The 24,083-nt window shown below is 52.1% G+C and carries 26 protein-coding genes; 23 read left to right on the top strand and 3 right to left on the bottom strand.

All coding sequences use genetic code 11. The features are described from left to right. Nucleotides 1-140: 140 nt before the first annotated feature. From ssp4 to HC231_RS23540, 18 genes are all read left to right on the top strand, one after another. A complete protein-coding gene (ssp4, locus tag HC231_RS23460; RefSeq protein WP_208229100.1) occupies nucleotides 141-1,106 on the top strand; it encodes an Ssp4 family T6SS effector in 966 nt (321 codons plus the stop codon). Beyond that, nucleotides 1,103-1,708: a hypothetical protein gene (locus HC231_RS23465; protein ID WP_208229101.1), complete on the top strand. Its 606-nt coding sequence runs from the start codon at nucleotides 1,103-1,105 to the stop codon at nucleotides 1,706-1,708. The genes ssp4 and HC231_RS23465 overlap by 4 nt, the downstream gene beginning before the upstream one ends. Nucleotides 1,709-2,063: 355 nt before the next feature. Beyond that, nucleotides 2,064-2,681 (top strand): hypothetical protein, encoded by a 618-nt coding sequence (locus tag HC231_RS23470; RefSeq protein ID WP_208229102.1) that lies wholly within the window; start codon nucleotides 2,064-2,066, stop codon nucleotides 2,679-2,681. 298 nt (nucleotides 2,682-2,979) lie between these two features. Further along, entirely contained in the window at nucleotides 2,980-4,020 is a 1,041-nt protein-coding gene (gene pstS, locus HC231_RS23475) for a phosphate ABC transporter substrate-binding protein PstS (RefSeq protein ID WP_208229103.1), read from the top strand. A 190-nt stretch (nucleotides 4,021-4,210) separates the two neighbouring features. After that, nucleotides 4,211-5,170: a phosphate ABC transporter permease PstC gene (gene pstC, locus HC231_RS23480; protein WP_208229104.1), complete on the top strand. Its 960-nt coding sequence runs from the start codon at nucleotides 4,211-4,213 to the stop codon at nucleotides 5,168-5,170. After that, nucleotides 5,170-6,057: a phosphate ABC transporter permease PstA gene (gene pstA / locus HC231_RS23485; RefSeq protein ID WP_208229105.1), complete on the top strand. Its 888-nt coding sequence runs from the start codon at nucleotides 5,170-5,172 to the stop codon at nucleotides 6,055-6,057. The genes pstC and pstA overlap by 1 nt, the downstream gene beginning before the upstream one ends. 50 nt (nucleotides 6,058-6,107) lie before the next feature. Continuing rightward, nucleotides 6,108-6,884, top strand: coding sequence for a phosphate ABC transporter ATP-binding protein PstB (gene pstB, locus HC231_RS23490; protein ID WP_048636810.1), 777 nt, complete (start codon nucleotides 6,108-6,110; stop codon nucleotides 6,882-6,884). A 14-nt stretch (nucleotides 6,885-6,898) separates the two neighbouring features. After that, nucleotides 6,899-7,630: a phosphate signaling complex protein PhoU gene (gene phoU, locus HC231_RS23495; RefSeq protein WP_208229106.1), complete on the top strand. Its 732-nt coding sequence runs from the start codon at nucleotides 6,899-6,901 to the stop codon at nucleotides 7,628-7,630. Nucleotides 7,631-7,889: 259 nt separating this feature from the next. Continuing rightward, nucleotides 7,890-8,231 carry a type II toxin-antitoxin system RelE/ParE family toxin gene (locus HC231_RS23500; RefSeq protein WP_208229107.1) on the top strand — a complete coding sequence of 114 codons (342 nt, stop codon included), beginning with the start codon at nucleotides 7,890-7,892 and terminating at the stop codon, nucleotides 8,229-8,231. Continuing rightward, complete coding sequence (locus tag HC231_RS23505) at nucleotides 8,228-8,566, top strand: helix-turn-helix domain-containing protein (RefSeq protein WP_208229108.1); 339 nt, start codon at nucleotides 8,228-8,230, stop codon at nucleotides 8,564-8,566. The genes HC231_RS23500 and HC231_RS23505 overlap by 4 nt, the downstream gene beginning before the upstream one ends. A gap of 641 nt (nucleotides 8,567-9,207) precedes the next feature. Next, nucleotides 9,208-10,107 (top strand): ABC transporter substrate-binding protein, encoded by a 900-nt coding sequence (locus HC231_RS24205; RefSeq protein WP_281397365.1) that lies wholly within the window; start codon nucleotides 9,208-9,210, stop codon nucleotides 10,105-10,107. Next, entirely contained in the window at nucleotides 10,104-10,736 is a 633-nt protein-coding gene (locus HC231_RS24210; RefSeq protein WP_281397366.1) for an ABC transporter substrate-binding protein, read from the top strand. Before HC231_RS24205 ends, HC231_RS24210 begins: the two co-directional genes overlap by 4 nt. A 66-nt stretch (nucleotides 10,737-10,802) precedes the next feature. Then, complete coding sequence (locus HC231_RS23515; RefSeq protein ID WP_208229109.1) at nucleotides 10,803-11,720, top strand: ABC transporter permease; 918 nt, start codon at nucleotides 10,803-10,805, stop codon at nucleotides 11,718-11,720. 9 nt (nucleotides 11,721-11,729) lie between these two features. Further along, nucleotides 11,730-12,662: an ABC transporter permease gene (locus HC231_RS23520; RefSeq protein WP_208229110.1), complete on the top strand. Its 933-nt coding sequence runs from the start codon at nucleotides 11,730-11,732 to the stop codon at nucleotides 12,660-12,662. 10 nt (nucleotides 12,663-12,672) lie between these two features. Beyond that, a complete protein-coding gene (locus tag HC231_RS23525) occupies nucleotides 12,673-13,668 on the top strand; it encodes an ABC transporter ATP-binding protein (RefSeq protein WP_208229111.1) in 996 nt (331 codons plus the stop codon). Further along, nucleotides 13,665-14,537, top strand: a complete 873-nt coding sequence (locus tag HC231_RS23530; RefSeq protein ID WP_208229112.1) for an ATP-binding cassette domain-containing protein — start codon at nucleotides 13,665-13,667, stop codon at nucleotides 14,535-14,537. The genes HC231_RS23525 and HC231_RS23530 overlap by 4 nt, the downstream gene beginning before the upstream one ends. Nucleotides 14,538-14,634: 97 nt before the next feature. Next, nucleotides 14,635-16,071, top strand: coding sequence for a M20 family metallopeptidase (locus HC231_RS23535; protein ID WP_208229113.1), 1,437 nt, complete (start codon nucleotides 14,635-14,637; stop codon nucleotides 16,069-16,071). Between the two features lie 113 nt (nucleotides 16,072-16,184). Continuing rightward, nucleotides 16,185-17,114 carry a LysR family transcriptional regulator gene (locus tag HC231_RS23540; RefSeq protein ID WP_208229114.1) on the top strand — a complete coding sequence of 310 codons (930 nt, stop codon included), beginning with the start codon at nucleotides 16,185-16,187 and terminating at the stop codon, nucleotides 17,112-17,114. 25 nt (nucleotides 17,115-17,139) lie between these two features. Here HC231_RS23540 and HC231_RS23545 read toward each other — a convergent pair whose 3' ends face one another. Continuing rightward, nucleotides 17,140-18,111, bottom strand: coding sequence for a DMT family transporter (locus HC231_RS23545; RefSeq protein WP_208229115.1), 972 nt, complete (start codon nucleotides 18,109-18,111; stop codon nucleotides 17,140-17,142). A 143-nt stretch (nucleotides 18,112-18,254) separates the two neighbouring features. On the opposite strand from HC231_RS23545, the gene HC231_RS23550 reads away from it, so the two are divergent. Both HC231_RS23550 and HC231_RS23555 read left to right on the top strand, forming a co-directional pair. Then, nucleotides 18,255-18,740: an Lrp/AsnC family transcriptional regulator gene (locus HC231_RS23550; RefSeq protein WP_208229116.1), complete on the top strand. Its 486-nt coding sequence runs from the start codon at nucleotides 18,255-18,257 to the stop codon at nucleotides 18,738-18,740. Between the two features lie 222 nt (nucleotides 18,741-18,962). After that, nucleotides 18,963-19,979 carry a 1-aminocyclopropane-1-carboxylate deaminase gene (locus HC231_RS23555; RefSeq protein WP_208229117.1) on the top strand — a complete coding sequence of 339 codons (1,017 nt, stop codon included), beginning with the start codon at nucleotides 18,963-18,965 and terminating at the stop codon, nucleotides 19,977-19,979. Nucleotides 19,980-20,072: 93 nt separating this feature from the next. Here HC231_RS23555 and HC231_RS23560 read toward each other — a convergent pair whose 3' ends face one another. Next, nucleotides 20,073-20,582: an Lrp/AsnC family transcriptional regulator gene (locus tag HC231_RS23560; protein WP_208229118.1), complete on the bottom strand. Its 510-nt coding sequence runs from the start codon at nucleotides 20,580-20,582 to the stop codon at nucleotides 20,073-20,075. A gap of 364 nt (nucleotides 20,583-20,946) precedes the next feature. Between HC231_RS23560 and HC231_RS23565 the strand changes: the two genes are divergently transcribed. From HC231_RS23565 to HC231_RS23575, 3 genes are all read left to right on the top strand, one after another. Continuing rightward, nucleotides 20,947-21,783 (top strand): ABC transporter substrate-binding protein, encoded by an 837-nt coding sequence (locus tag HC231_RS23565; protein WP_208229119.1) that lies wholly within the window; start codon nucleotides 20,947-20,949, stop codon nucleotides 21,781-21,783. Nucleotides 21,784-21,858: 75 nt separating this feature from the next. Then, a complete protein-coding gene (locus HC231_RS23570; protein WP_208229120.1) occupies nucleotides 21,859-22,611 on the top strand; it encodes an amino acid ABC transporter permease in 753 nt (250 codons plus the stop codon). Nucleotides 22,612-22,613: 2 nt separating this feature from the next. Continuing rightward, nucleotides 22,614-23,342, top strand: a complete 729-nt coding sequence (locus tag HC231_RS23575; protein ID WP_208229121.1) for an amino acid ABC transporter permease — start codon at nucleotides 22,614-22,616, stop codon at nucleotides 23,340-23,342. Between the two features lie 5 nt (nucleotides 23,343-23,347). Here HC231_RS23575 and yieH read toward each other — a convergent pair whose 3' ends face one another. Then, on the bottom strand, nucleotides 23,348-24,013 hold the full coding sequence (gene yieH / locus HC231_RS23580) for a 6-phosphogluconate phosphatase (RefSeq protein ID WP_208229122.1): 666 nt from the start codon (nucleotides 24,011-24,013) through the stop codon (nucleotides 23,348-23,350). Between the last annotated feature and the right edge of the window lie 70 nt (nucleotides 24,014-24,083).

The raw sequence follows: 24,083 nt of genomic DNA on the forward strand, positions 1-24,083 counted from the left end.
GTTGTATCGTCGGGATATCGCCGCAGTCAGCGAGTGATATCCTGCGAACAGTCATAGTCTTTTTCTCGTACCTTGAAATCTATTGTGAGTAATAAGAGAATGGATTGTCGTTAATTTTCCCCAACGGATGGAGGTATATAATGGCTGTGCTGAATTATTCTGCTGAACAAGGATTAATGAATTACGATTTTTCCCGATGGATGGGAAATAGCGCTGGTGCGGACTTTGATTTTAAAGCGCTGGGGCAGGCAATGGATTGCCATCGCACGTTCAATCAGGCCGGAATCATTTTCAATGATGGCGTCCGCAGTTTTCTGGTTCGTCCTTCTCGTCGCTATGCCAATCCGTCGCATAGTCAGGTAACGCATGTGGTTGTTAGTAAAGTGCCTCAATTTAATAGTCACTTTACGGGAAAGTGCATCAAAGAGGCTGTATCTTCACCTTCATTGGGGGTTGAAATTGCATCAACGGCTTTATCCTGTGGCGCTTCGTTACTAACTGCTGCTGTTTTTATTTTCGGATCTTCGGCTATGCCTATCACTGCTGGCGCCAGTGGTGCATTAGCTGTTCTTGCTTATGCGGGCACGATGGCGACGGGGGCTCAATGTATTAACGGTACATTGCGCGTAGTAGATATCGGATTATTAGATTCTCAAACTGTTAGCTGGTTGGATTCAGAGGATTGGTATATAGCGACTTCAACGGCTTTGGATTTGATCTCGCTTGCGGCAGCGGGTGGGGCGCTGAGGGAGGTATTAAGAACGTATAACACCATGAAATCTATTTCATCACTGAAAGTTCGTGACTGGTTAAAAACCTATCCGCGTCAGGATCGCGCTCGTCTTACAGAGCAAATTATCAAAGCTCAAAACCCTGGTATTTCCAATAAGGAAATTAAGGCGATGATCCGCGCAGGAATTTATCCGAAGCGTTTTCCTGTTGAGCCCATTCAAAAAGAATTGCAGAAACAGTTGGTTAATACGCTTAATAGTGCAATGGCATTTGCTGGAAGCGCCGTTAGCGGTGTTGTGGCCGCGCCTGGTAATGTGAGACGTACAGGAAATTATGTTTTGGGTACACTTCAATCTCTGGCGACAATAAAATGAAGTGGATAGAGCTCATTGTTGGCAGCACTTTTCAGGATCTCATCGCACATGGGAAAGAGATTGATACGGCTATCCGGCAAGGGGGAGATACGCTGACCGAGCGCTCGACGCGGGGAATGGAAGACTATTTTGATAAACCCTTTTATGAACAGGCGATTCCCCATCCTTTTGCTGCTGGTGGAGTTTATCTCATTTTACTGATAGCGTTTTCAGTAAATATGGTATTTACTTTATACCTCTTCCATCTGGTGCCTGCCGTTTTTATATCGATATATTTTGGCGCTATGTCGATTTTCTTAATCATTTTACTTTCTGCCGCTCGTCTTATCTCGCGTGGGCTGGTGCAGGGATTAGTTGTTTTTAATTATCTATTTATTATTGTTTTTTTTATGTTGATTGCGACATCAGGATACACCGTCTTTGTTGAAGGATTGCATGATACGAAAAAAATGGTTTTCTTCATTGGCGAATTCGCGGTGCTTTGGTACGGTCGTTGGTTAATGAATAGCCACGCTTTTCTTATCTTTGCGTTGTATTGTAGAACGAAGCGCCTTGCCCATGCTTCTAAACAAGTTAGAATGCGAAAAATAAGTAAAACGTAAATGGCGGTGCGCTAAAAGAAGCGGACTTACAGAACGATGAGATCCTTAAAGCCACCGAATGGCTGAAAGGCTACCCGCGCCAGGATCGTGCCCGTCTTACAGAGCAAATCATCAAAATTCAAAACCCCGGTATTTCCAATAAAGAAATAAAAGCGGCTATTCGTGCGGGAATCTATCCAAAACGATTTCCGGTTGAACCTGTCCAGATGGAATTAAAAAAGCAGTTAACGAACACCATTACCAGCATGATGGCCTTCACTGGCAGCGCAGTAAGCGGCATTGTTGCTGCTCCTGGTAACGTCGTGCGGTCAGGACAATATGTAATTGGAACCATACAGTCGCTGGCGATCATAAAATGAAAATCATAGCTTTTCTTTGCGGCACTGCTTTCTCTGAGCTTATTGAACACGGGAGAAAAACTGATGCGGCCATTGATGAAGGAAAAAAAGCATTACTTTCCCATTCAACACTAAAGATGGAGCGTTATATTGCTGAAGTTCCGGCGCAGTTACCACGACAAAATATCTTTGCACTTAGTCTTCTGACCATGCTGTTGGTCGTTTCCTGCGCCATAAATTTCAGTTTTCTAGTCAGTCAATTGGTTGATATGGGGCCTTTTGAGGATTTTATCTCTTTTGCTATTCCTATGATGGTTTTCGGTATTTCTATTCTTACAGCCAGTTATCTTGTGGCCCGAGGCAAAAATAGAGGGCTTTTGATTTACAAAGGACTTTACTTATTTGTTACCTTTATCTGGTTGTTTCATATCTTGTATTTGTCAGGGGAGGCTATATTTGACGGCCAACTACCGTTATCCACGTTCGTTTTTGCTTTTATCGTCTTAGGGAGTTTGATAATTAGTCGTTGGTTGATGAATAGCCAGGCTTTTCTTATATTTGCATTGTATTGTAGGACGAAGCGCCTTGCTCATGCTTCTAAACAAGTCAGAATGCGAAAAATAAGTAAAACGTAAATTTGTCGATAAGAGCGTGTTTATCATGGATGATTTTCGCATAACAATAGAAAAAAGGGGGGCGATTGCTATGCTGGATTTTGCTGTATCCTCGTACTTCTTATATGCATAATGTAGTCAGTTACATCGGTCTTTCCATGCAGAAGCGCCAGAATCTCCCCTTCTGTCATAAAAATGTCACATTTCGTACATTTTACTGTCACTCAACTGTCCTATTTTTCCTCCTGCAAACTACACTCTGATTAATCACGACTCCGGGTCGACACAACTTTTGTTTTGGTATCCCACAGGAGGGATTATGAAACTTATGCGTACCTCTATTGCCAGTATTGTCGCGGCAACGTTTTCTCTGACGGCGGTTTCCGCTTTTGCCGCTGCCAATCTCACTGGCGCTGGTGCGACATTTCCCGCACCGGTCTATGCCAAATGGGCTGACTCCTATCAGAAAGAAACCGGTAATAAAGTTAACTATCAAGGCATCGGATCTTCAGGTGGTGTAAAACAGATTATTGCTAAAACCGTCGATTTCGGTGCGACCGATGCGCCGCTGACTGACGATAAGCTGGCACAGGATGGCTTGTTCCAGTTCCCGACCGTTATCGGCGGCGTGGTGCTGGCTGTGAACATTCCGGGCATAAAATCCGGCGATCTGACGCTGGATGGTAAAACGCTGGGTGATATCTACCTGGGTAAAATCAAAAAATGGAACGATCCGGCCATTACCAAACTGAACCCGAACGCCAAGCTGCCGGATCAGGATATTGCGGTAGTGCGTCGCGCCGATGGTTCCGGTACTTCTTTCGTGTTCACCAGCTATCTGGCGAAAGTGAATCCGGAATGGAAGGAAAAAATCGGTGCCGGCTCTACGGTTAACTGGCCGACCGGTCTGGGCGGTAAAGGTAACGACGGCATCGCCGCGTTTGTTCAGCGTCTTCCGGGCTCCATCGGCTACGTTGAGTATGCCTACGCCAAGCAGAATAACCTGGCTTACACCAAACTGCTGTCCGCAGACGGTAAAGTCGTCAGCCCGACAGGTACGACTTTCAGTAATGCGGCCAAAGGCGCAGACTGGAGCAAATCTTTCGCTCAAGATCTGACTAACCAGAAAGGCGATGATGCATGGCCTATCACCTCAACGACTTTCATCCTGATTCAAAAAGAACAGCCGAAAGCCGAGCAGGGCACTGAAGTCCTGAAGTTCTTTGACTGGGCTTACGAAAAAGGCGGTTCTCAGGCTACGGCGCTGGATTACGCCATTCTGCCGACCGAAGTGGTTGAACAGATTCGTGCCGCCTGGAAGACCAATGTGAAGGACAGCAGCGGTAAAGCATTGTATTAATATAATTAGAAAAATAATTTAGTTAAAAATTAAGTGTACTAAAATTGTACTACGTTCCTTGTGTTTGGTAGCAAGGTTATCTCGCTGAGTGCAGCAGGATAAACGGGATGGAGAGGCAATGACTCTCCTCTCCATCCTTCGCTGCACTTTTGTTTGTTATCAAGCATCGTTAAATTAAGAAGAGAGACACATGGCTGAGTACAAGCCAACTATCAAAGCCCCCGGAAAGCATGGCGATATCATTTTTGGTGCGCTGGTGAAATTGGCCGCGTTGGTGACGCTACTGTTATTAGGGGGCATTATTGTTTCCCTGATCGTGGCTTCCTGGCCCAGCATCGAAAAATTTGGTTTTTCCTTTCTGTGGACGAAAAACTGGGATGCTCCCGCCGAGGAATTCGGCGCGCTGGTACCGATCTACGGCACCATCGTTACCTCACTGATTGCCCTGATTATCGCGATACCCATCAGTTTTGGTATTGCGCTGTTTTTAACTGAACTGGCTCCGGGGTGGCTGAAACGCCCTTTGGGTGTAGCCATCGAATTGCTGGCCGCGATCCCCAGTATCGTTTACGGTATGTGGGGTTTGTTTGTTTTTGCGCCGTTATTCGCCAAGTATTTTCAGCAGCCGGTCGGCAATGTCCTGTCCGGTATTCCAATCGTGGGCTCATTGTTCTCAGGTCCGGCATTTGGTATCGGCATTCTGGCCGCAGGCGTGATTCTGGCGATCATGATCATTCCTTATATTGCAGCGGTAATGCGCGATGTCTTTGAACAAACGCCGGTGATGATGAAAGAATCCGCCTACGGTATCGGTTGTACTACCTGGGAAGTTATCTGGCGTATCGTTCTGCCTTATACCAAGAACGGGGTGATTGGCGGCATTATGCTGGGGTTAGGCCGTGCGTTGGGAGAAACCATGGCGGTGACCTTTATTATCGGGAATACCTACCAACTGGACAGCGCATCGCTGTATATGCCCGGTAACAGTATTACATCGGCGCTGGCGAACGAATTCGCCGAGGCTGAATCAGGTCTGCACACCGCGGCGTTGATGGAACTGGGTCTGATCCTGTTTGTTATTACCTTTATTGTTCTGGCGTTCTCTAAGTTGATGATTATGCGTCTGACAAAAAATGAGGGGGCGCGCTGATGGCGACATTAGGCATGGAACAAGAAAAGGAATTGATACGTTCACGGCAAAAAATGCAGGCCTGGCGGCGACAAAAAAACCGTATTGCCCTGTGTTTATCCATGATTACCATGGCGTTCGGTCTTTTCTGGCTGGTTTGGATCCTGGTTTCAACCGTTAGCAAAGGGTTTGACGGGATGTCGCTGGCGTTATTTACCGAAATGACGCCGCCGCCGAATACCGAAGGCGGCGGGCTGGCAAACGCCATCGTCGGCAGCGGTCTGTTAATCCTGTGGGCGACCATTTTTGGCACGCCGCTTGGCATTATGGCCGGTATCTATCTGGCCGAGTACGGCCGGAAATCGTTTATTGCCGAAATTATCCGCTTTATTAACGATATCCTGCTGTCAGCGCCATCGATAGTGGTCGGGCTTTTCGTCTATACCCTGGTAGTGGCGAAAATGGAGCACTTCTCCGGTTGGGCCGGGGTGATTGCGCTGGCTCTGCTGCAGGTGCCTATCGTTATCCGCACGACGGAAAATATGCTTAAGCTGGTGCCGGATAGCCTGCGTGAAGCGGCGTACGCGTTAGGAACACCGAAATGGAAGATGATTTCCGCCATCACATTGAAAGCGTCTGTTTCCGGCATTATGACGGGGATTTTACTGGCGATAGCGCGTATTGCCGGGGAAACCGCGCCGTTGCTGTTTACGTCGCTGTCCAATCAGTTCTGGAGCACGGATCTTATGCATCCGATTGCTAACCTGCCAGTGACCATATTCAAGTTTGCCATGAGTCCGTTTGTTGAGTGGCAGCAATTGGCCTGGGCTGGGGTATTGCTGATTACCCTGTGTGTCCTGCTGCTGAATATTCTGGCGCGCGTTATTTTTTCCGCCAAGAAACACTAATAAATTTAAGATGCCGCTTCGCAGCATCCGTGTAAAAGAGAGAAGTCTTAATGAGTATGGCTACTGAGACATCCACCAGTAAGATCCAGGTTCGTAATCTGAATTTCTTTTATGGGAAATTCCATGCGTTGAAAGACATCACGCTGGATATCGCCACCAATCAGGTTACAGCTTTTATCGGCCCTTCGGGCTGCGGTAAATCGACGCTGCTGCGTACCCTGAACAAGATGTATCAGCTCTATCCGGAACAGCGCGCCGAGGGCGAGATCCTGCTCGATGGCGATAATATTCTGAGTGATAGAAAGGATATCTCGCTGCTCAGGGCCAAGGTGGGAATGGTATTCCAGAAGCCGACGCCGTTTCCGATGTCCATTTATGACAACATTGCCTTCGGCGTGCGGTTGTTTGAGAAGTTATCGCGGGCGGATATGGATGAACGGGTGGAATGGGCGTTAACCAAAGCCGCGTTGTGGCACGAAACCAAAGATAAGCTGCATCAGAGCGGTTACAGTTTATCTGGCGGTCAGCAGCAGCGTCTGTGCATTGCGCGAGGCATCGCCATTCGTCCTGATGTGCTGCTGTTGGATGAGCCCTGCTCTGCCCTTGACCCGATCTCTACCGGCAGAATTGAAGAGCTGATTTCTGAGCTGAAGAATGATTACACCGTGGTTATCGTCACCCACAATATGCAGCAGGCTGCGCGCTGTTCGGACTACACTGCATTTATGTATCTGGGTGAACTGATCGAATTCAGCGATACCGACACGTTGTTTACTGCGCCACGGCAGAAACAGACTGAAGATTACATCACCGGCCGTTACGGTTGATTACGGGAAGCATCATGGATAATTTGAATCTTAATAAACACATTTCCGGGCAGTTTAATGCCGAGTTGGAAAACATCCGTACCCAGGTGCTAACCATGGGTGGGCTGGTGGAGCAGCAACTGACCGACGCCATCACCGCGATGCACAATCAGGACGCTGAATTGGCGCAGCGCGTGGTTGAAGCGGACGCCAAGGTCAATATGATGGAAGTGGCCATTGATGAAGCCTGCGTGCGCATCATTGCTAAACGTCAGCCGACCGCCAGCGATCTGCGTCTGGTGATGGCGATCATCAAAACGATTTCCGAACTGGAGCGAATCGGCGACGTGGCGGACAAAATCTGCCGCACCGCGCTGGAGAAATTCTCTCACCAGCATCAGCCGTTACTGGTCAGCCTGGAATCGTTGGGGCGTCATACGGTGCAAATGCTGCATGATGTGCTGGATGCGTTTGCCCGCATGGATCTGGATGAAGCCGTGCGTATCTACCGCGAAGATAAAAAGGTGGATAAAGAGTACGAAGGCATTGTACGTCAGTTGATGACTTACATGATGGAAGACTCCCGCACTATTCCAAGCGTGCTGACGGCGCTGTTCTGCGCTCGTTCCATCGAGCGTATTGGCGACCGCTGCCAGAATATCTGCGAATTTATTTTCTATTTCGTCAAAGGGCAGGATTTTCGCCACCTGGGCGGTGATGCGTTGGAAAAACTGCTGGTCGAGAAAGATAATAAAGAAGAGGAATAACGTTGCTGACGATGTTTGTTTTTACCTGGTTTTAGGAAAAACACGGGGATGGATAGGGAGTTCCACCCCGTGATAGCCTTGTGTATGTAGCTTGCTGTTTTTTCTGTCTGATTCCACTACCTGCTGTTTTTGTCGTTCGGCGTTACAGAATTTATCGACCTCCATCCCAATGTTCCATTTCGTCTTTCTCAATACGGCAATTCTTATTGCGCTCTCTTTTTCGGTGTATAAAATTTTATACATACGTGAGGGATAATGTATGATTGGAAAAGAGATAGATTGGCGTGGAAGCGCATTGGATGATCTGAAAGCATTCCCGGAAAAGGCTCGGGCGTCCGCAGGCCACCAGCTGAGGCGTGTTCAATATGGCCTCGAACCAAATGATTTTAAACCAATTAATCATTGGGGTGCGGGCGTTATCGAGATTCGTATTGATGATGAAGATGGTACTTACCGAGTGGTTTATGTCGCTAAGTTTCCAGAGAAAATTTATGTATTACATAGTTTTAAAAAGAAATCCCGGACTACTCCAAAAAAAGACGTTGATCTCATAAAAATGCGTTATCAAGAAGTAATCATTGAGCGGAGAAAGAAAAAATGACTAATCATATCGACGTTAAGTCTCGTCATATCACGGCGGCGACCGATAATATTTTTTCAGATCTCGGCTTTTCTGTAGAGAAAGCGGAAGCGTTGTTATCAGAATCCGATAAAGAAATTGAGCAGGCTTTAGCTATGAAGAAAGCGCTGATGGTTTCAATTGCTGCCTGGATAAAATCACAAGGATACCGCCAATCTGAGGCTGCAAACTTTTTACATATTTCCCGTCCACGCGTATCTGATGTCGTGAATCAGAAAACAGAGAAGTTTACCCTCGATTCTTTGGTTGGAATGGCGGAGAAAATTGGTAAGCGAGTAAAACTGGTGATTGAATAACTGGTTATCGTTAATTGAGTAGAAAAAAACGCCCTGCTTTTGCGGTAATGCCGTTCACTTAAGCTTGATATTAGGGGAAACACGGCGATGAGGTTCCCGCAGGGACGCCTCTCGTCGTGGTCGCCCCGAGTATCTCGATCTTTAAACGAACAGTATTACTGCTTTTGCGGGGCGTTTTGCTTTTAAACAGTGCAAAAAAAGAGCGGAACTGCACTATTACCGCGCTAACTATCTAGATGAAACGCTTATAGATAAAAGCGTAACTTAATTTATTCCCCGCACTATTCAAAAATAGTGTATGCCACGCCTACGGTTTCTTATTTTTAGAAATCTCTTACCTAAAATCTGTAAGGTTATAAACCCGCTATTGGCTTCAGTCTTGCAATGAATATACCTGTCATCTTTCACGCTGCAGGCGTGTCGGCTTATTTAAAATATTCGGCCCTTCCTGGAAACTCGCCCATTAGGGGGCCCCGGCAAGCAACGTTCAAATCTGCTCCAGGCGGATTTGTTATCCCGGTTTATTAGGTCGTTGCCAAGCCTCTGGGCGTTCGTTCAATTGCCGATTTCCTGCATCCTGAAATTTATTGGGCATACATGGTGGCTATTTAATTTATTCATTAATGACATGGAGAAATAGCATGACTCGTTCCCTGGCTAGACGGATACAACAATATGCTTTATCTGCATTACTGATTGGATGCGCATCTTATAGTTATGCAGGCAAACAGAATGATACTTTGGTTTATGCCTCGGATAACGAGGTCGAGAATATCAGCCCTTATCATAATAACATGCGCGAAGGGGTGATTATTTCCAACCTGGTATGGGACAGGCTGGTCTATCGCGATCCCAAAACCGGTGAATATGAACCCCTGTTAGCGACATCATGGGAGTGGGATTCGCCGGAAATACTGGTTTTGCATTTGCGTAAAGGCGTCAAGTTCCATAACGGCGATGATTTTACCGCCGATGATGTGGTTTACACCTTCAATGATATCGCCGGCGCGGCGGATTCAGTGGTTCCACAGAGCGTTGACTGGATTAAGACAACTGAAAAAGTTGATGACTACACGGTAAGACTGCTGCTGAAAAAACCTTTCCCGGCGGCGTTGGAATATTTATCCGGCCCGACGCCGATCTTTCCTGCCAAATATTATCAACAGGTGAAACTGGCCGGCTTCAGTAGAGCGCCGATCGGCACCGGCCCTTATAAGATCACCAGCGTGACCCCGGCGCAGGGCATCTCTATGGAGAAAAACCCTGATTACTTTAAAGACAGCCCGATCGGTCAGCCGAAAATCGGCAAATTGCAGTTTGTGGTGATCCGCGATCCGGAAACCCGTCTGGCGCAATTGATGACCGGTCAGGTTGACTGGATCTGGCGGGTTCCCGCCGACCAGATGACCTCGCTGGAAAGCATGCCGAACATCTCGGTGAAAAGCGGCGAAACCATGAGAATCGGTTTCCTGGCGCTGAACATCAACGCCTCCGGGCCGGGGGCGAGCCGTTCAAGGATCTGCGCGTCCGTCAGGCGGTGAACTACGCCATTAACCGTCAGGGAATGGTCGATAATCTGGTGCGCGGCGGCAGCCAGCCGGTCTATTCCGCCTGTTTCTATACTCAGGCGGCGTGCAACACCAGCAAAGTGATTAAGTATGAGTACGACCCGGAAAAGGCCAAACAACTGCTGGCGGAAGCGGGTTATGCCAATGGTTTCGATACCGATATCTGGGCCTATCGTGAACGCGATTATGCCGAAGCGATCATCGGCGATTTGCGTAAGGTGGGGATTCGCGCGCGCCTGCACTATGTGCAGTATCCGGTGCTGGCCGCCGATCTGATTTCCGGTAAGGCGCCGATGGCGGTTCGTACCTGGGGATCTTTTTCCATCAATGATGCTTCCGCCTTCGTTACGCCTTACTTCGGCGGCAAGGGCGATGACATCTGGAAAGACGCGCAAGTCACCAGCCTGCTGACCAAAGCGGATGAAACCATCGATACCAAACAGCGTAGCGCCATGTATGCGGATTTGCTGGGACGCATCTCTTCCCAGGCTTATCTGGCGCCGTTGTTTTCCTATTCAACCAATTACGCCTTTACCTCCGATCTGAACTTTGACAGTTGGCCGGATGAATTGCCGCGCTTCGCCATGGCGAGCTGGAAGTAACAAGCTGCCGGGGATCGGTAGCGATACCGGTTCCCGCAGACATCTGGTGAGAATGAGGAACCGCTCATGATTATCTATATCTTACATCGGCTTCTGGTCGCGCTGGCGGTGCTGTTTACCGTGGCGGTAGTCAGTTTCTCTCTCTTGCATCTTTCCGGCGATTTAGCGGCGGCTATTGCCGGACCGGAAGCCACCGCCGAGGTTGTTGAGCGTATCCGGGCGCAGTATGGGCTGGATCAGCCATTAACCACGCAGTTTATGCACTGGATGTGGTCGGCTTTGCATCTTGATTTCGGCCGTTCGTTCTATTTTGAAAATACGGTCATGGAGCTGGTTGGTCAGAGAATGCCGGTCACTCTGAAGCTGGGGGCGGTTTCTCTGCTGCTGGCGCTGGTGGTGGCTATTCCGCTCGGGGTGCTGGCGGCGGTGTTCCGCGATACCTGGGTCGATAGATGTTCCATTTTCATTTCCGTTGTCGGTCAGGCGATGCCGAATTTCTGGTTTGCCTTGTTGCTGATAGTCATCTTTGCCGTAGGCCTGAAATGGTTGCCGGTGGCGGGGAACAGCAGCTGGCAAAACTTCGTGCTACCGGCGGTGGCGCTGGGTTATTACGCCATGCCGTCGCTGATGCGTCTGACGCGCTCCGGTATGCTGGACGTGCTGGGATCGGACTATATCCGCACCGCGCGGGCCAAGGGGCTGAGTTCTTTCAAGGTGATCGTCAAGCACGGCCTGCGCAACGCCATCATACCCGTGGTGGCGCTGGCGACGGTCGAACTGGGTTTTATGTTGGGGGGATCGGTGGTGATTGAGTCGGTGTTTGCCTTGCAAGGTCTGGGGCAACTGGCATGGGATTCCATCTCCCGCAACGATTTTCCCGTCGTGCAGGCCATCGTACTGATTATCTCGGTGTTTTATATCGGGCTGACGTTTCTGGCCGATGTTCTTAATGCGGCACTTGATCCGCGTCTGCGTAATTCATAGGGAGCTTGCATGAAAACCTCTCCATCACTCTCTTCCTCGCTGGCCGCCAAGCCGATGATGCCTGAGCCGGGATTGATTCCGGAGCCGGCTCCCTGGCGGCGCTGGGTTCGCAGTATCCTCGGCCATCACAGTATGACGTTCGGCCTGATTATTCTGGCGGTTATCGTCCTGGCGGCGATCCTCGCCCCGTTAATCAGCCCGCACGATCCCTACGCGCAGGATGTGAGCCGCCGCCTGATTCCGCCGGTATGGCATGAGAAAGGCAGTTGGGAACACATATTGGGAACGGACAAGCTGGGGCGCGACTATCTGAGCCGGCTGCTGTTCGGGGCTCAGGTGTCGTTAACCATCGGGCTGGTGGCCGTGCTGGTGGCCGGCTTCATCGGCATCACGCTGGGCGTGCTGGCGGGCTATTTCGGCGGCCGGGTTGATGCGGTGGTCAGCTATATTCTGACGGTTCGCTTATCCATGCCGATCATCCTGGTGGCGCTGGCGACGGCCTCGCTGGTGGGGGGATCGGTAAAAGTGGTGATCCTGCTGCTGGGGTTGCTGCTATGGGATCGCTTTCTGATCGTTTCCCGATCGGTCACCCGGCAACTGCGCGAGGCGGAGTTTATCGCCGCGGCCAAGACGCTGGGCGCTTCTTCGCTGTTCATTATGCTGCGGGAAATTCTGCCTAATCTGCTCGGTCCGCTGACGGTGGTGGCGACGCTGGAGATCGCCCACGCCATTTTGCTGGAGGCCACGCTCTCTTTCCTTGGGCTGGGCGTCCAGCCGCCGATGCCGTCATGGGGACTGATGGTGGCGGAAGGCAAGGCATATATGTTCTTTCAACCCTGGGTCATTCTCATCCCCGGCGTGGTGCTGGCAATCCTCGTGCTGGGGATCAATCTGGTGGGAGACGGCCTGCGCGATGTTACCGCGCTGGACGGACGTAACTGAGGAAGCGGCCATGAATAATGACATTTTGCTGGATGTAAAAAATCTGCGCGTCGATCTGCCGACCGCCAGGGGCACGCTGCATGCGGTGCGCGGGTTGGATTTCTCGGTACGGCGCGGGGAAATGCTGTGTCTGGTGGGGGAGTCCGGCTGCGGTAAGTCTATGACGTCGCTGGCGCTGATGGATCTGCTGCCGCGTAAGGCGGTGCGCACCGCGGACCATATTCTGTTTAAAGGCACCGAGTTGCAGTCGTTGAAAAAGCGGGAAATTACCGCGCTGCGCGGCGACAAGATGTCGATGATTTTTCAGGAGCCGATGACGTCGCTCAATCCCTCCTACACGCTGGGCAACCAGCTATGCGAGACGCTGTTGGCCCATCGCAACGTTTCCCAGTCGCAGGCGCGCGATCGGGCGGTTTACCTGATGGAGCGCGTGGGCATCCCCATGGCGGCGGATCGCCTGAATCAGTATCCCCATCAGCTTTCCGGCGGCCTGCGGCAGCGCATCATGATCGCCATGTCGCTGATGTGCGAACCGGAGCTGATTATCGCCGATGAGCCGACCACCGCGCTGGATGTCACCATTCAGGCGCAGATCCTGCGCATGTTGCGTGAGCTGCAACGGGAGTTCGGCATGGCGGTGATTTTCATCACCCACGATCTGGGCGTCGTGGCGCGTATCGCCGATCGGGTGGCGGTGATGTATGCCGGAAAAATCGTGGAAACCGCGCCGGTAATGACGCTATTTAACCATCCCCGGCATCCTTATACCCAAGCGCTGTTGGACTGTATTCCCATTCAGGGGAAAACCATACCGGGGCAGCCGTTGAACGCCATCCCCGGCGTTGTTCCCAGCCTGATTGGCGAACAGCAGGGCTGCGCGTTTAGCAACCGTTGTTCCTATTGCACCGAGGCCTGTAACCAGGAGACGCCTTATATCGAGGTCACGGACCAGCATGCGGTGCGCTGCATTCGGGCGTTACCGGTGCGGAATGCGGAGGTCGCATGAATCAGAGCGTAAACCATGACGTCGCGCCTGCCGCGCTGCCGACGCATATTCCCGGTAATGATGATATTGCGCTGGAACTGTGTTCCTTATCGCGGGTTTTTCGCCTTAATCGCGGTTTGTTCTCGCGCGCCGGCGAGATCCGGGCGGTGAATGAGGTTTCCTTGCGCATCCGGCGGGGAGAAACGCTGGGGCTGGTGGGGGAATCGGGATGCGGGAAAAGTACGCTGGCGAAAATGCTGCTGGGTCTGCTGCCGCCGACTTCCGGCAACGTCTTGATTGAAGGGCGTGAGATTGATTCCGGCAACCGTAAGGAGATGGCGTCCCGCATTCAGCCCATCTTTCAGGATCCCTATTCATCGTTGAACCCGCGCCGCACCGTTGCGGATATCGTGGAAGTCGCGTTGCGTCTGCACGGTATCGGTACGCCTGAAGAGCGTAAGGCGCGCGTCAAAGAAATGCTTGATGTGGTCGGCATGCCCGCCCGCACGCACAGTCAGTATCCCGGTCAACTGTCCGGCGGTCAGCGTCAGCGGGTGGCCATTGCCCGCGCGTTGATTATGCGGCCTGACATTCTGATCTGCGATGAGCCGACATCGGCGCTGGATGTGTCGGTTCAGGCGCAAATTCTCAACCTGCTGCTGGCGCTTAAACAGGAGTTTGGGCTGACTTACCTGCTCATCAGCCACAACCTGTCGGTGGTGGAACATCTGGTCGACCATGTGGCGGTGATGCAGAAGGGGACGATTGTCGAACAGGGGACGCGCGAACAGATTTTTCACTCGCCGCAGCACCCTTATACCAAATCGCTGCTGGCTTCGGTGCTGACGCCGGAGCCGGGATTGGGCATTCCGGATATCGAACAGTATTAACCGATCCCGGTATCTCGTTTCTTAAACGATCGGCATTACGCCTGCGGGGCCGTGTTGCTGGTTAACGAATATCTGAGAAAAAGAGGACAGACAGAATATGACGCGTGAAGAGACGATCCTGGCAACCGTCGATTATTTTGCTTCAGGAAAATTCAAGGAAACCCTGGCGCGCAGGGTGGCATACCGGACGGAAAGTCAGGATGCCGGCAGCGGACCCGTTCTGATGTCCTATCTGACGGATGAAATGATCCCGGTGCTTGAGGCCATGGGCTTCGAGTGTCTGCTGGCGGATAACCCCATCGGCGGCAAAGGCCCTTTTTTGCTGGCGCGGCGCCTGGAGCCGGAAGCCGCGCTGACGCTGTTGACCTATGGTCATGGCGATGTGGTGCGGGGTTACGATGACCAATGGCGCGAGGGATTATCGCCGTGGCAGCTGATTCAGGACGGCAACCTCTGGTATGGGCGCGGCACCGCTGACAACAAAGGGCAGCATTCCATTAATCTGGCGGCGTTGGAGCAGGTTCTGAAGGCGCGCGACGGCCAGCTTGGCTACAACGTGAAAATCATTCTGGAGATGGGAGAAGAGGATGGTTCGCCGGGGTTGAACGAAATTTGCGAGCAATACCGCGACTGGCTGGCCGCCGATCTGTTTATCGCTTCCGATGGGCCGCGAATATCCGCCGTCCGCCCCACTCTATTCCTGGGTTCGCGCGGCGTGTTTAATTTTGAACTACGGGTGAATCTGCGCGAAGGCGCGCACCATTCCGGCAACTGGGGCGGGCTGTTGAGCAACCCCGGCATCCGTTTGTCCCATGCCCTCGCCAGTCTGGTGGACGCGCACGGCTGTATTTTGGTGCCGGGTCTGCGGCCGCCGGCGATATCCGAGACCATGCGCCGTATTCTTGCCGATATCGAACTGGGCGGCGGAGCGACGGATCCGGCCATCGATCCCGGTTGGGGCGAACCCGGACTAACGGCGGCGGAGAAACTTTATGGCTGGAATACGCTGGATGTGCTGGCCTTTGTCACCGGTAATCCGGACAAACCGGCTCACGCTATTCCGCCGAGCGCCAAAGCAAATTGCCATATGCGCTATGTGCTGGGCAGCGACGTGGAGAACTTCGAACAACATATCCGCCGTCACCTGGACGCCAACGGATTTGAAGACGTGGAGATCGTTAACGCCATCAGCAATTATGCCGCTACCCGGCTCGATCCCAACGATTTGTGGGTGGAGTGGGGGAAGGCGTCGATTACCCGATCCGCCGGCGCCAAGGCCGCGGTGCTGCCGAACTTCGGCGGCGGATTGCCGAACGCCTGCTTCTCGGAAACGCTGGGCTTGCCGACGCTGTGGGTGCCGCACTCTTATCCCGCCTGTTCGCAACATGCGCCCAATGAACATATTCTGGCTGATATGACGCTACAGGCGCTTAAAATCATGACCGGCCTGTTCTGGGATCTGGCTGAGCAAGGAGCCGACGTGGCGCATCGTCGTTCACAGATGAAAGCGAAGCAACCTGCAGCAACGGTCTAGACTGGATAAATGACGCGACGAATGACGTGTCCGTGTTTTGCTTACTCTTTCCGTATAGCCGGTATCATGGGCGCTACGGGCTTCTTTTGATGATGCCACATGTGTGAGAGACAATGCATAGCAACGAAATTCGTTACTTTATGGCGGTGGCCAGCACCGGGTCGCTGAGCGCGGCCAGCCAGCAGCTATTTGTCGCCGTTTCAGCCATCAGCAGACAGATCCAGCGGCTGGAGGCGCGCCTCGGCGTTCCGCTGTTTGAGCGGCATGCTAGAGGCATGGTGTTGAATGACGCCGGACATATTCTGGAGAATCATGTCCGGCGCAGCATGGCGGACATGGAGCTGGCCGTCGCTGAAATTGAAGGGCTGAAGTCCGCCCGTCAGACCACCATCCGGGTGGTGTGTACCGACGGCATCGGGTTTAATCTGCTGCCGACGCTGATGGCGAAGTTTCGGCGGCAGTGCGCCGAGGTCAACTTTGTACTGACGGTCGGCAGCGCCAGACAGGTTCCCGAGCTGATTCGTAACGGCGAGAGCGACGTGGCGCTGAAATTCAGTCTGGCGCCGGAACACGGCGTTCAGGTCATCGCCTCTTTTCCCGCTCCGTTTCTGGCCGTAATGCAGGCCGACCATCCGCTGGCCGCACGAGATTTCCAGCTCGACGATCTAAATACTTACCCGATTGTACTGCCCGACCAGGCGGCTACCGTACGCCAGCTGTTTGATCTCTCATGCCGGATGAAGGGGGTTTTCATCGATCCGGTGTTTACCTGTAACCATTTTTCAACGCTGTACGCCTTCTTGCTGGATACGCCGGACGCCATTGTCATATGCAGCCACTTTTCCGTGCTGTATAGCGCCAAACGCGACGGTTTGCAGGTGAAGTCCATCAAGATGGATCAATTAGGGCAGCGGATGCTGCAAATTCAAACCGAGGTGGGGAAACCGGCAACCAAGGTGATGGAGGATTTTTTTGCCTTTCTGCGCTACGAACTGGAAACGCAGGACGCGCTGTTTCGGCAGGAATATCCTTTTCAGGGGTGATGACACCTGAAACATTAGCGGACTTTCAGTCCGTCCTGGGACGCGGCTTATTCAGGGTCACCACCAGCATCCCGGCGATGATGGCGACAACGCCGGCGACCAGCCCGGCGCTCAGGGATTCATTGAGAAACAGGATCGAGATAAACAGCCCGACGACCGGCACGCCCAGCATGGAAGACGCCATACTGGTGCTGGAGATCCATTGGCTGGCGGCGTTGACGGCGCAGAAACAGAAAGCGGTGGCTATCGGCCCGACAAACAGCGAGATCTCCCAGAAACGCAGCGAATTATCGCCGGTGTACGGTCCCTCTTTATACCAGGCGATGATAATCAGCGGGACGGCGGCGATCAGCATCTGCCAAGGCGCCAGATGGTAGGCGCTGGAAGCGCCGCGATGGTGACGCAGATGCAGGATGCAGATGGCCCAGCAGAATGACGCGATCAGCAGCAGGGTATTGGCCTGCAGCGCTTTGGTATCCTTCCAGTCCAGCGTCAGCGGATTAAACAGGATGGCGACGCCGGCGATCCCCAGCAGCGTGCCGATCAATTCCTGACGGGTTATGCGCTGTTTGAAGAACAGAATAGCGCCCGGCAGAACCCACAATGGCGTGGTGTAGGCCAGGATCGCGGATCGGCCCGCGGGTATCGCGGTCATGGCGATGGCGCCCAGCGCGGTAAACGTCAGCATTTGCAGCAGGCCGACGCTGAATAGCAGAGGGACATCACGGCGTTGCGGCCGTTTCAGCGTGCCGGTGACAATCTGGATAAAGAACAGGCAAAGCCCGCCCAGCGCGAAACGCAGCGCGGAGAACCAGAGCGGCGTAATGTGTTCCAGTCCGAGTTTCATGACCGGCCAGTTGGCGCCCCAGACGACGATCGCCAGTAATAGCAGAATGATTCCCCCAACCTGGCGCAATGGTAATCCGGTTGGTAATGCATTGGCGGATTTGTCTTTCAGCCAGATTATTTTCTTATTTCTTAATGAGGGAGAAATCATTTTATATTTCTTCGCGACGGTTACTGGATAAATCCAGTTTATTATTTTTTCGTCGGAAAATTTTTCCCTTATCAATCGCGATATTTTTGTTTGCAGGGCGATTTTTCCAACTGATTTGTTATTAACAGGAAAGGTTTTCTTTTATGCGTAAACTGGATAAAACCGATATCGGTATCCTCAATAAATTGCAGGAAAATGCGAAAGTCACGCATGTTGAATTGGCGAAAGCGGTCAATCTTTCCACCACGCCCTGTTTTAACCGGGTGAAGGCGCTGGAAGAGCTCGGCCTTATCCGTCAGCAGGTGACGCTGCTGTCGCCGGAACGGCTGGGATTGCATGTGAACGTGTTTATTCATGTCAGCCTTGATCGGCAAATAGAAGAAGTTTTGCAGCGCTTTGAGCAGGCGATTTCCGAGCGGCCGGAGGTGATGGAGTGTTACCTGATGACCGGGGACGCCGACTATCTTCTGCGAGTGTTGGTCAAAAATATCAATGAGATAGAGCATTTCATTCTAAATCATCTGACCCGCATTCCCGGCGTTGCCAATATCCGCTCCAGCTTTGCGCTTAAGCAAGTTCGCTATAAGACCACCCTGCCTTTGCCGCCGGAAGGTATGATTTTGCCCTAGCAAACAATGGGGTGTTAATTTTATTTCGTTATGTGGCGATTTCTTAAAGGTAAAAGGTTGATTAATGGTTTTTGATGAAATTTTCATGATAAATAATGATGAATTTAGCAATTTAAATTCATTTGTTTGCAGGTAATATGATGGGCATGGAGTGACGGTATTTCTCAATGGAATATTGACAACCTGCGGCTATCATTTCTCATTATTTACCGGAGCGCTATTATGAATCTGGAGAAATTTCCACGTTATCCATTAACTTTTGGACCTTCCCCCATTACGCCAATGAAAAGGCTGAGTGAATATTTGGGCGGAGAGGTAGAAATATATGCCAAGCGTGAAGATTGTAATAGTGGTCTGGCGTTTGGCGGTAATAAAACCCGTAAGCTGGAATATCTTATTCCCGAAGCGTTGGAACAGGGTTGCGATACGCTGGTTTCCATCGGCGGTATTCAGTCAAACCAGACGCGTCAGGTGGCCGCGGTGGCCGCGCACCTGGGTATGAAATGTATTCTGGTGCAGGAAAACTGGGTGAATTATGCCGATGCGGTGTACGACCGGGTCGGTAATATCGAGCTGTCGCGTATTATGGGCGCCGATGTTCGTCTGGATGCCGCCGGTTTTGATATCGGTATTCGCGAAAGCTGGAAAAACGCCATGGAAGAAGCGGCGCAAAACGGCGGTAAACCCTTCCCGATCCCCGCCGGTTGTTCCGAACACCCTTACGGCGGGCTGGGGTTCGTCGGCTTCGCGGAAGAAGTGCGCCAGCAGGAAAAAGAGCTGGGCTTCAAATTTGACTATATCGTCGTATGCTCCGTGACCGGCAGCACCCAGGCCGGTATGGTGGTCGGTTTCGCCGCCGACGGCCGCGCCCGTAACGTTATCGGTATCGACGCCTCGGCGAAACCGGAAAAAACCAAGGCGCAGATCCTGCGTATCGCGCAGAACACCGCCAAACTGGTTGAACTTGGCCGGGAAATCACCGAAGAAGACGTGGTGCTGGATACCCGTTTTGGCGGCCCGGAATATGGTCTGCCGAACGAAGGCACGCTGGAGGCCATCCGTTTGTGCGCCCGCATGGAAGGCGTGATGACCGATCCGGTCTACGAAGGTAAATCTATGCAGGGTATGATCGGTATGATCCGAAACGGCGAATTCCCGAAAGGCTCTAAAGTGCTTTATGCCCATCTGGGCGGCGCGCCGGCGCTGAGCGCCTATAGCTATATTTTCCGCAATGGTTAACTGCCGTACCCACCAGTAGGTTCTAGACCGTTAAGTAATCTTGTGGCCGTCATTCCCGCGTAAGCGGGAATGACGGTGATTTCGTCGTCAACTTCAGAACGTCAATTGCGTGGTGGAAAGCACTTCCCGCAGGCCGATAAAAGAGCGGATCTGACGCACGCCGGGCAGAAACAGCAGTTGTTCGGCGTGTAGCCGGTTAAAGCTCTGATTATCCTTGGTGCGAATCTTCAAAATATAATCAAACTCGCCGGTGACCACATGGCATTCCATACAGCCGCTGATCTGCTGCACCGACGCTTCAAAATCTTCAAATGAGCTCGGCGTCGAGCGATCCAACACCACCCCGATTAACACCACCAGACCGGCGTTAAGCGCTTCCGGGTCAAGCAGCGCGACCACGCCTTTAATCAGGCCGATCTGTTTGAGGCGTTCAACCCGCCGCAGACAGGCCGGCGGGCTGAGATTGACCTTTTCCGCCAGCGCCACGTTGGACAGCGAGGCATCCGACTGCAAAAGACGCAGGATGGCGATATCGAAGCGGTCCAACTCATAGGATTTCTTTTCCTCCGGGGGAGGCGTAACGATGGGGGATTTGGCTTTCATGCTGGGTTTCCTCGCTTCTGCGCCCGATATCGCATTATGACAATACAATAATTGTGCCGTGAAGGTATTTTTTGCAATTAAACGATAGAAATATGGCCCTCATTCCATAAAAAATTATAAGAAATTATCTTTATGAGAAATTAATGGCGTTTGCATATCTGCTGGCTTGTTTCCTGTTTTTTAGACGGCGAGAGCGGCGGTTGACGGGCGGAGGTGAATAGATTAAATGCTTTTTATTTTCAATTGGATATCTACGGTATTCCCTATGTAACATAAGGTTATATTATAGCTATTTATATTATTTACCGCTTTTCCACTGCTCTGATAGCCTGAAACCAATATATTGACTGGTTAGGGGTAGGGAATGAAGAATCGTATCTTGGCATTGTCGTTATTGATGGGTTTAGCTTCTGTTTCTGGCGTCGCGCAGGCTGATAAGCTGGATGATATTCAAAAAGCCGGCGTGGTTAAGGTAGCGGTATTCGATAGCAATCCGCCGTTTGGCTTCGTCGATCCGCAGAGCAAAAAGCTGGTGGGTTACGATGTTGATATTGCCGAAGCGATTGGTAAAGCGCTGGGGGTGAAGGTGGAATTGCGGGCGACGAATCCGGCCAACCGTATTCCGCTGTTGAGCTCGCAAAAAGTGGATCTGATCGCCGCCAATTTCACCATCACCGATGAGCGCGCCAAGCAGGTAAACTTCAGTATTCCCTATTTCGCTACCGGACAAAAATTCATTGCCCGCAAAGGCGTGCTGAAAACCCCGGACGATATTAAAGCGCTGCGCATCGGCGCGGATAAAGGCACGGTGCAGGAAATCACCCTGCGCGAGCACTATCCCACCGCGAAAGTGATCTCGTATGACGATACGCCGCTGGCGTTTGCCGCTCTGCGTAACGGCAACGTCCAGGCCATCACGCAGGATGACGCCAAACTGGTCGGTTTGCTGGGCAATGTGCCGGAAGCCCAGAAAGCCGAATTCGAAATTTCGCCGTTCAGCATTACCAAAGAGTATCAGGGGATTGGTATTCCCAAAGGCGAAGAGCGCCTGACAGAGAAAGTGAATGAAACGCTGCTGAATCTGGAAAAACAGGGCGAAGCGAAAATTATCTACGACCGTTGGTTCGGTCCGGAAACCAAATCGGCTCAGCCGCGCGGCGACTTTACCTTCGCACCCCTGGATCAACAGCCAAAGGCCTGATGTAGGCTCATAGGTCTGGTTGTTTCGGCCCTCTGCCCGGCAGGGGGCATTGTTGTTTATAAAAATTAGTTAACTATGAAACTGACAGATACGGCACTGCAATTCGTTGAAACGTGGCTGTTGGCTCCCCACTATCTCAGTTGGCTTTGGCAAGGCTTTCTGGTTACGTTGTGGATTTCCTTCTGTACGATAATTCTGGCGACGTCGCTGGGATTCCTGCTGGCGGCGGCGCGGGATAGCCAATTGCGTCTGTTGCGCTGGCCGGTCGTCGCCTACAGCTCGCTATTTCGCAATACCCCTTTGCTGATCCAGCTTTTTTTCTGGTATTTCGGCGCCGGTCAGTTATTCCCGGCGGCCATGATGCAATGGCTTAATACGCCGCATGATTTCACGTTGCTGGGGATGAATGCGGCGTGGCCTTCGTTTGAGTTTCTGGCCGGACTGTGGGGGCTGACGCTCTACTCCAGCGCCTTTATTGCGGAAGAGATCCGGGCCGGTATCGGCGGCGTGGCGCGCGGGCAAAAGTTTGCGGCGCTGGCGCTGGGGTTAACGGGATGGCAATCCATGCGCTATGTCGTATTGCCGCAGGCATTGAAAATCGCCTTGCCGCCGCTGCTGGGCCAGTACATGAACGTGATTAAGAACTCCTCATTGGCAATGGCGATTGGCGTGGCCGAACTCTCTTATGCCTCCCGTCAGGTGGAAACGGAAACCCTGCGCACTTTTCAGGCGTTTGGCGTCGCGACCGTGCTATATATCGCGATCATTGCGCTGATGGAAGGCTGGGGAATGTGGCGTCAGCAACGTAATCTGGCCGGGGAACGCTGAATATGGATTTCAATATCATTTACGATAACTTCGGTTATCTCATGTGGGGCACTTTTCCTGACGGCCCGCTGGGCGGCGCGGCGCTGACGCTGGCGATTAGCCTGATGGCGGGCGCCGCCTCCGCCGTGCTGGGAACCATACTGGGCGTGGCGCTGGCCATGTCCCGCGGCTGGTGGGCGGCGTTGCTGTCGATGGCGCTCGGCTTTTTCCGCGCGATCCCGGTCATCATGCTGATTTTCTGGACTTATTTTCTGCTGCCGATTCTTTTCGGCGTCGATATCCCCGAAATTACCACGGTGGTGTGCGCCCTGGCGCTGATTGCATCGGCGTATCTGGCGCATGGCGTGAAGGCGGGGATCGTCGCCATTGGCCGCGGCCAGTGGCAGGCCGGGCTATCCCTAGGATTCAATCGCTGGACGGTGTTGTGGTATATCGTCCTGCCGCAGGCGCTGAGAATGATGGTGCCGTCTTTCATCAACCAATGGATTTCGCTGATTAAAGATACCTCGCTGGCGTACATTGTAGGCGTCGGCGAACTGACGTTTTTAGCCACGCAGGTGAACAACCGCAGCATGGTTTATCCGATGGAGGTCTTCCTGTTTGTCGCGCTGGTCTATTTCGTTTTTTGCCTGTCGCTGGAACTGCTGGCGAACGGGGTCAACAGGCGTTTTAGCCGCCAGGAAAAACCGCTAAAACGCGCGTGGCTATGGAGACGCAATACGGCTGCGTGAGGATATTACCCGGTAATATCCCAACCTTTTTCACGCCATATCTGCGGCAGTTCGTTCATGTCGTTAAACATGGTGACCAGCGGATGGTGAATCGGCGTGTTGTGCGGATCGGCGCAGTAGTAGAAAACCGGAATGCCGGCGGCAATCCCCGCCTGAACGCCGGATGTGGAATCATCCACCAGAATACCGTGTTGAACCGGCACCTGCATTTGCTCGGCGGCGTAGAAGATTACGGCGGGATCGGGCTTCCATTTTTGCAGCTCGTAGCCGCTGTACAGGTGGTCGCCAAAGAATTCGAGCAGATTCGTCAGCCCCAGTGAATGCTGCATCTTGCTGACGGGGCCGTTGGAAACCACCGCTATCGGCACCTTAATCGACTGAATCAGTTCACGCGCCCCTTTGATCGGTTGCAGTGATTCGTTAAACAGGCGTGTTACCTCTTGCCGGTAATGGCGCTCGGCGCTCTCCATCGGTACGGTCAGACCGTGTTTCTGGCTGATGCGGGCAATGATTTCATGCAGTTTCATGCCCTTGTAGGTTTTTATCACCTCTTCCAGCGATAGCCTGATGCCGTAGGGAACGAAAATATTTACATAAGCCTGGCAGCACAGTACCTCGCTATCGACCAGCGTGCCGTCACAGTCGAAGAAGACGCATTCAATACGGGGCATGAAGGATCCTTACTGGTGAAATTAAAGATTAAATAATGATTTTTAATACGTTGTTTTATCTGTCCGTTCT

The sequence above is a fragment of the Brenneria izadpanahii genome (genome assembly GCF_017569925.1).
Classification (GTDB): domain Bacteria; phylum Pseudomonadota; class Gammaproteobacteria; order Enterobacterales; family Enterobacteriaceae; genus Brenneria; species Brenneria izadpanahii.

What these genes read in the sequence shown, in the direction of transcription:
- ssp4 (WP_208229100.1), top strand. Translation starts at nt 141, where the DNA reads ATGGCTGTGCTGAATTATTCTGCTGAACAAGGATTAATGAATTACGAT.
- HC231_RS23465 (WP_208229101.1), top strand. Translation starts at nt 1,103, where the DNA reads ATGAAGTGGATAGAGCTCATTGTTGGCAGCACTTTTCAGGATCTCATC.
- HC231_RS23470 (WP_208229102.1), top strand. Translation starts at nt 2,064, where the DNA reads ATGAAAATCATAGCTTTTCTTTGCGGCACTGCTTTCTCTGAGCTTATT.
- pstS (WP_208229103.1), top strand. Translation starts at nt 2,980, where the DNA reads ATGAAACTTATGCGTACCTCTATTGCCAGTATTGTCGCGGCAACGTTT.
- pstC (WP_208229104.1), top strand. Translation starts at nt 4,211, where the DNA reads ATGGCTGAGTACAAGCCAACTATCAAAGCCCCCGGAAAGCATGGCGAT.
- pstA (WP_208229105.1), top strand. Translation starts at nt 5,170, where the DNA reads ATGGCGACATTAGGCATGGAACAAGAAAAGGAATTGATACGTTCACGG.
- pstB (WP_048636810.1), top strand. Translation starts at nt 6,108, where the DNA reads ATGAGTATGGCTACTGAGACATCCACCAGTAAGATCCAGGTTCGTAAT.
- phoU (WP_208229106.1), top strand. Translation starts at nt 6,899, where the DNA reads ATGGATAATTTGAATCTTAATAAACACATTTCCGGGCAGTTTAATGCC.
- HC231_RS23500 (WP_208229107.1), top strand. Translation starts at nt 7,890, where the DNA reads ATGATTGGAAAAGAGATAGATTGGCGTGGAAGCGCATTGGATGATCTG.
- HC231_RS23505 (WP_208229108.1), top strand. Translation starts at nt 8,228, where the DNA reads ATGACTAATCATATCGACGTTAAGTCTCGTCATATCACGGCGGCGACC.
- HC231_RS24205 (WP_281397365.1), top strand. Translation starts at nt 9,208, where the DNA reads ATGACTCGTTCCCTGGCTAGACGGATACAACAATATGCTTTATCTGCA.
- HC231_RS23515 (WP_208229109.1), top strand. Translation starts at nt 10,803, where the DNA reads ATGATTATCTATATCTTACATCGGCTTCTGGTCGCGCTGGCGGTGCTG.
- HC231_RS23520 (WP_208229110.1), top strand. Translation starts at nt 11,730, where the DNA reads ATGAAAACCTCTCCATCACTCTCTTCCTCGCTGGCCGCCAAGCCGATG.
- HC231_RS23525 (WP_208229111.1), top strand. Translation starts at nt 12,673, where the DNA reads ATGAATAATGACATTTTGCTGGATGTAAAAAATCTGCGCGTCGATCTG.
- HC231_RS23530 (WP_208229112.1), top strand. Translation starts at nt 13,665, where the DNA reads ATGAATCAGAGCGTAAACCATGACGTCGCGCCTGCCGCGCTGCCGACG.
- HC231_RS23535 (WP_208229113.1), top strand. Translation starts at nt 14,635, where the DNA reads ATGACGCGTGAAGAGACGATCCTGGCAACCGTCGATTATTTTGCTTCA.
- HC231_RS23540 (WP_208229114.1), top strand. Translation starts at nt 16,185, where the DNA reads ATGCATAGCAACGAAATTCGTTACTTTATGGCGGTGGCCAGCACCGGG.
- HC231_RS23545 (WP_208229115.1), bottom strand. Translation starts at nt 18,111, where the DNA reads ATGATTTCTCCCTCATTAAGAAATAAGAAAATAATCTGGCTGAAAGAC.
- HC231_RS23550 (WP_208229116.1), top strand. Translation starts at nt 18,255, where the DNA reads ATGCGTAAACTGGATAAAACCGATATCGGTATCCTCAATAAATTGCAG.
- HC231_RS23555 (WP_208229117.1), top strand. Translation starts at nt 18,963, where the DNA reads ATGAATCTGGAGAAATTTCCACGTTATCCATTAACTTTTGGACCTTCC.
- HC231_RS23560 (WP_208229118.1), bottom strand. Translation starts at nt 20,582, where the DNA reads ATGAAAGCCAAATCCCCCATCGTTACGCCTCCCCCGGAGGAAAAGAAA.
- HC231_RS23565 (WP_208229119.1), top strand. Translation starts at nt 20,947, where the DNA reads ATGAAGAATCGTATCTTGGCATTGTCGTTATTGATGGGTTTAGCTTCT.
- HC231_RS23570 (WP_208229120.1), top strand. Translation starts at nt 21,859, where the DNA reads ATGAAACTGACAGATACGGCACTGCAATTCGTTGAAACGTGGCTGTTG.
- HC231_RS23575 (WP_208229121.1), top strand. Translation starts at nt 22,614, where the DNA reads ATGGATTTCAATATCATTTACGATAACTTCGGTTATCTCATGTGGGGC.
- yieH (WP_208229122.1), bottom strand. Translation starts at nt 24,013, where the DNA reads ATGCCCCGTATTGAATGCGTCTTCTTCGACTGTGACGGCACGCTGGTC.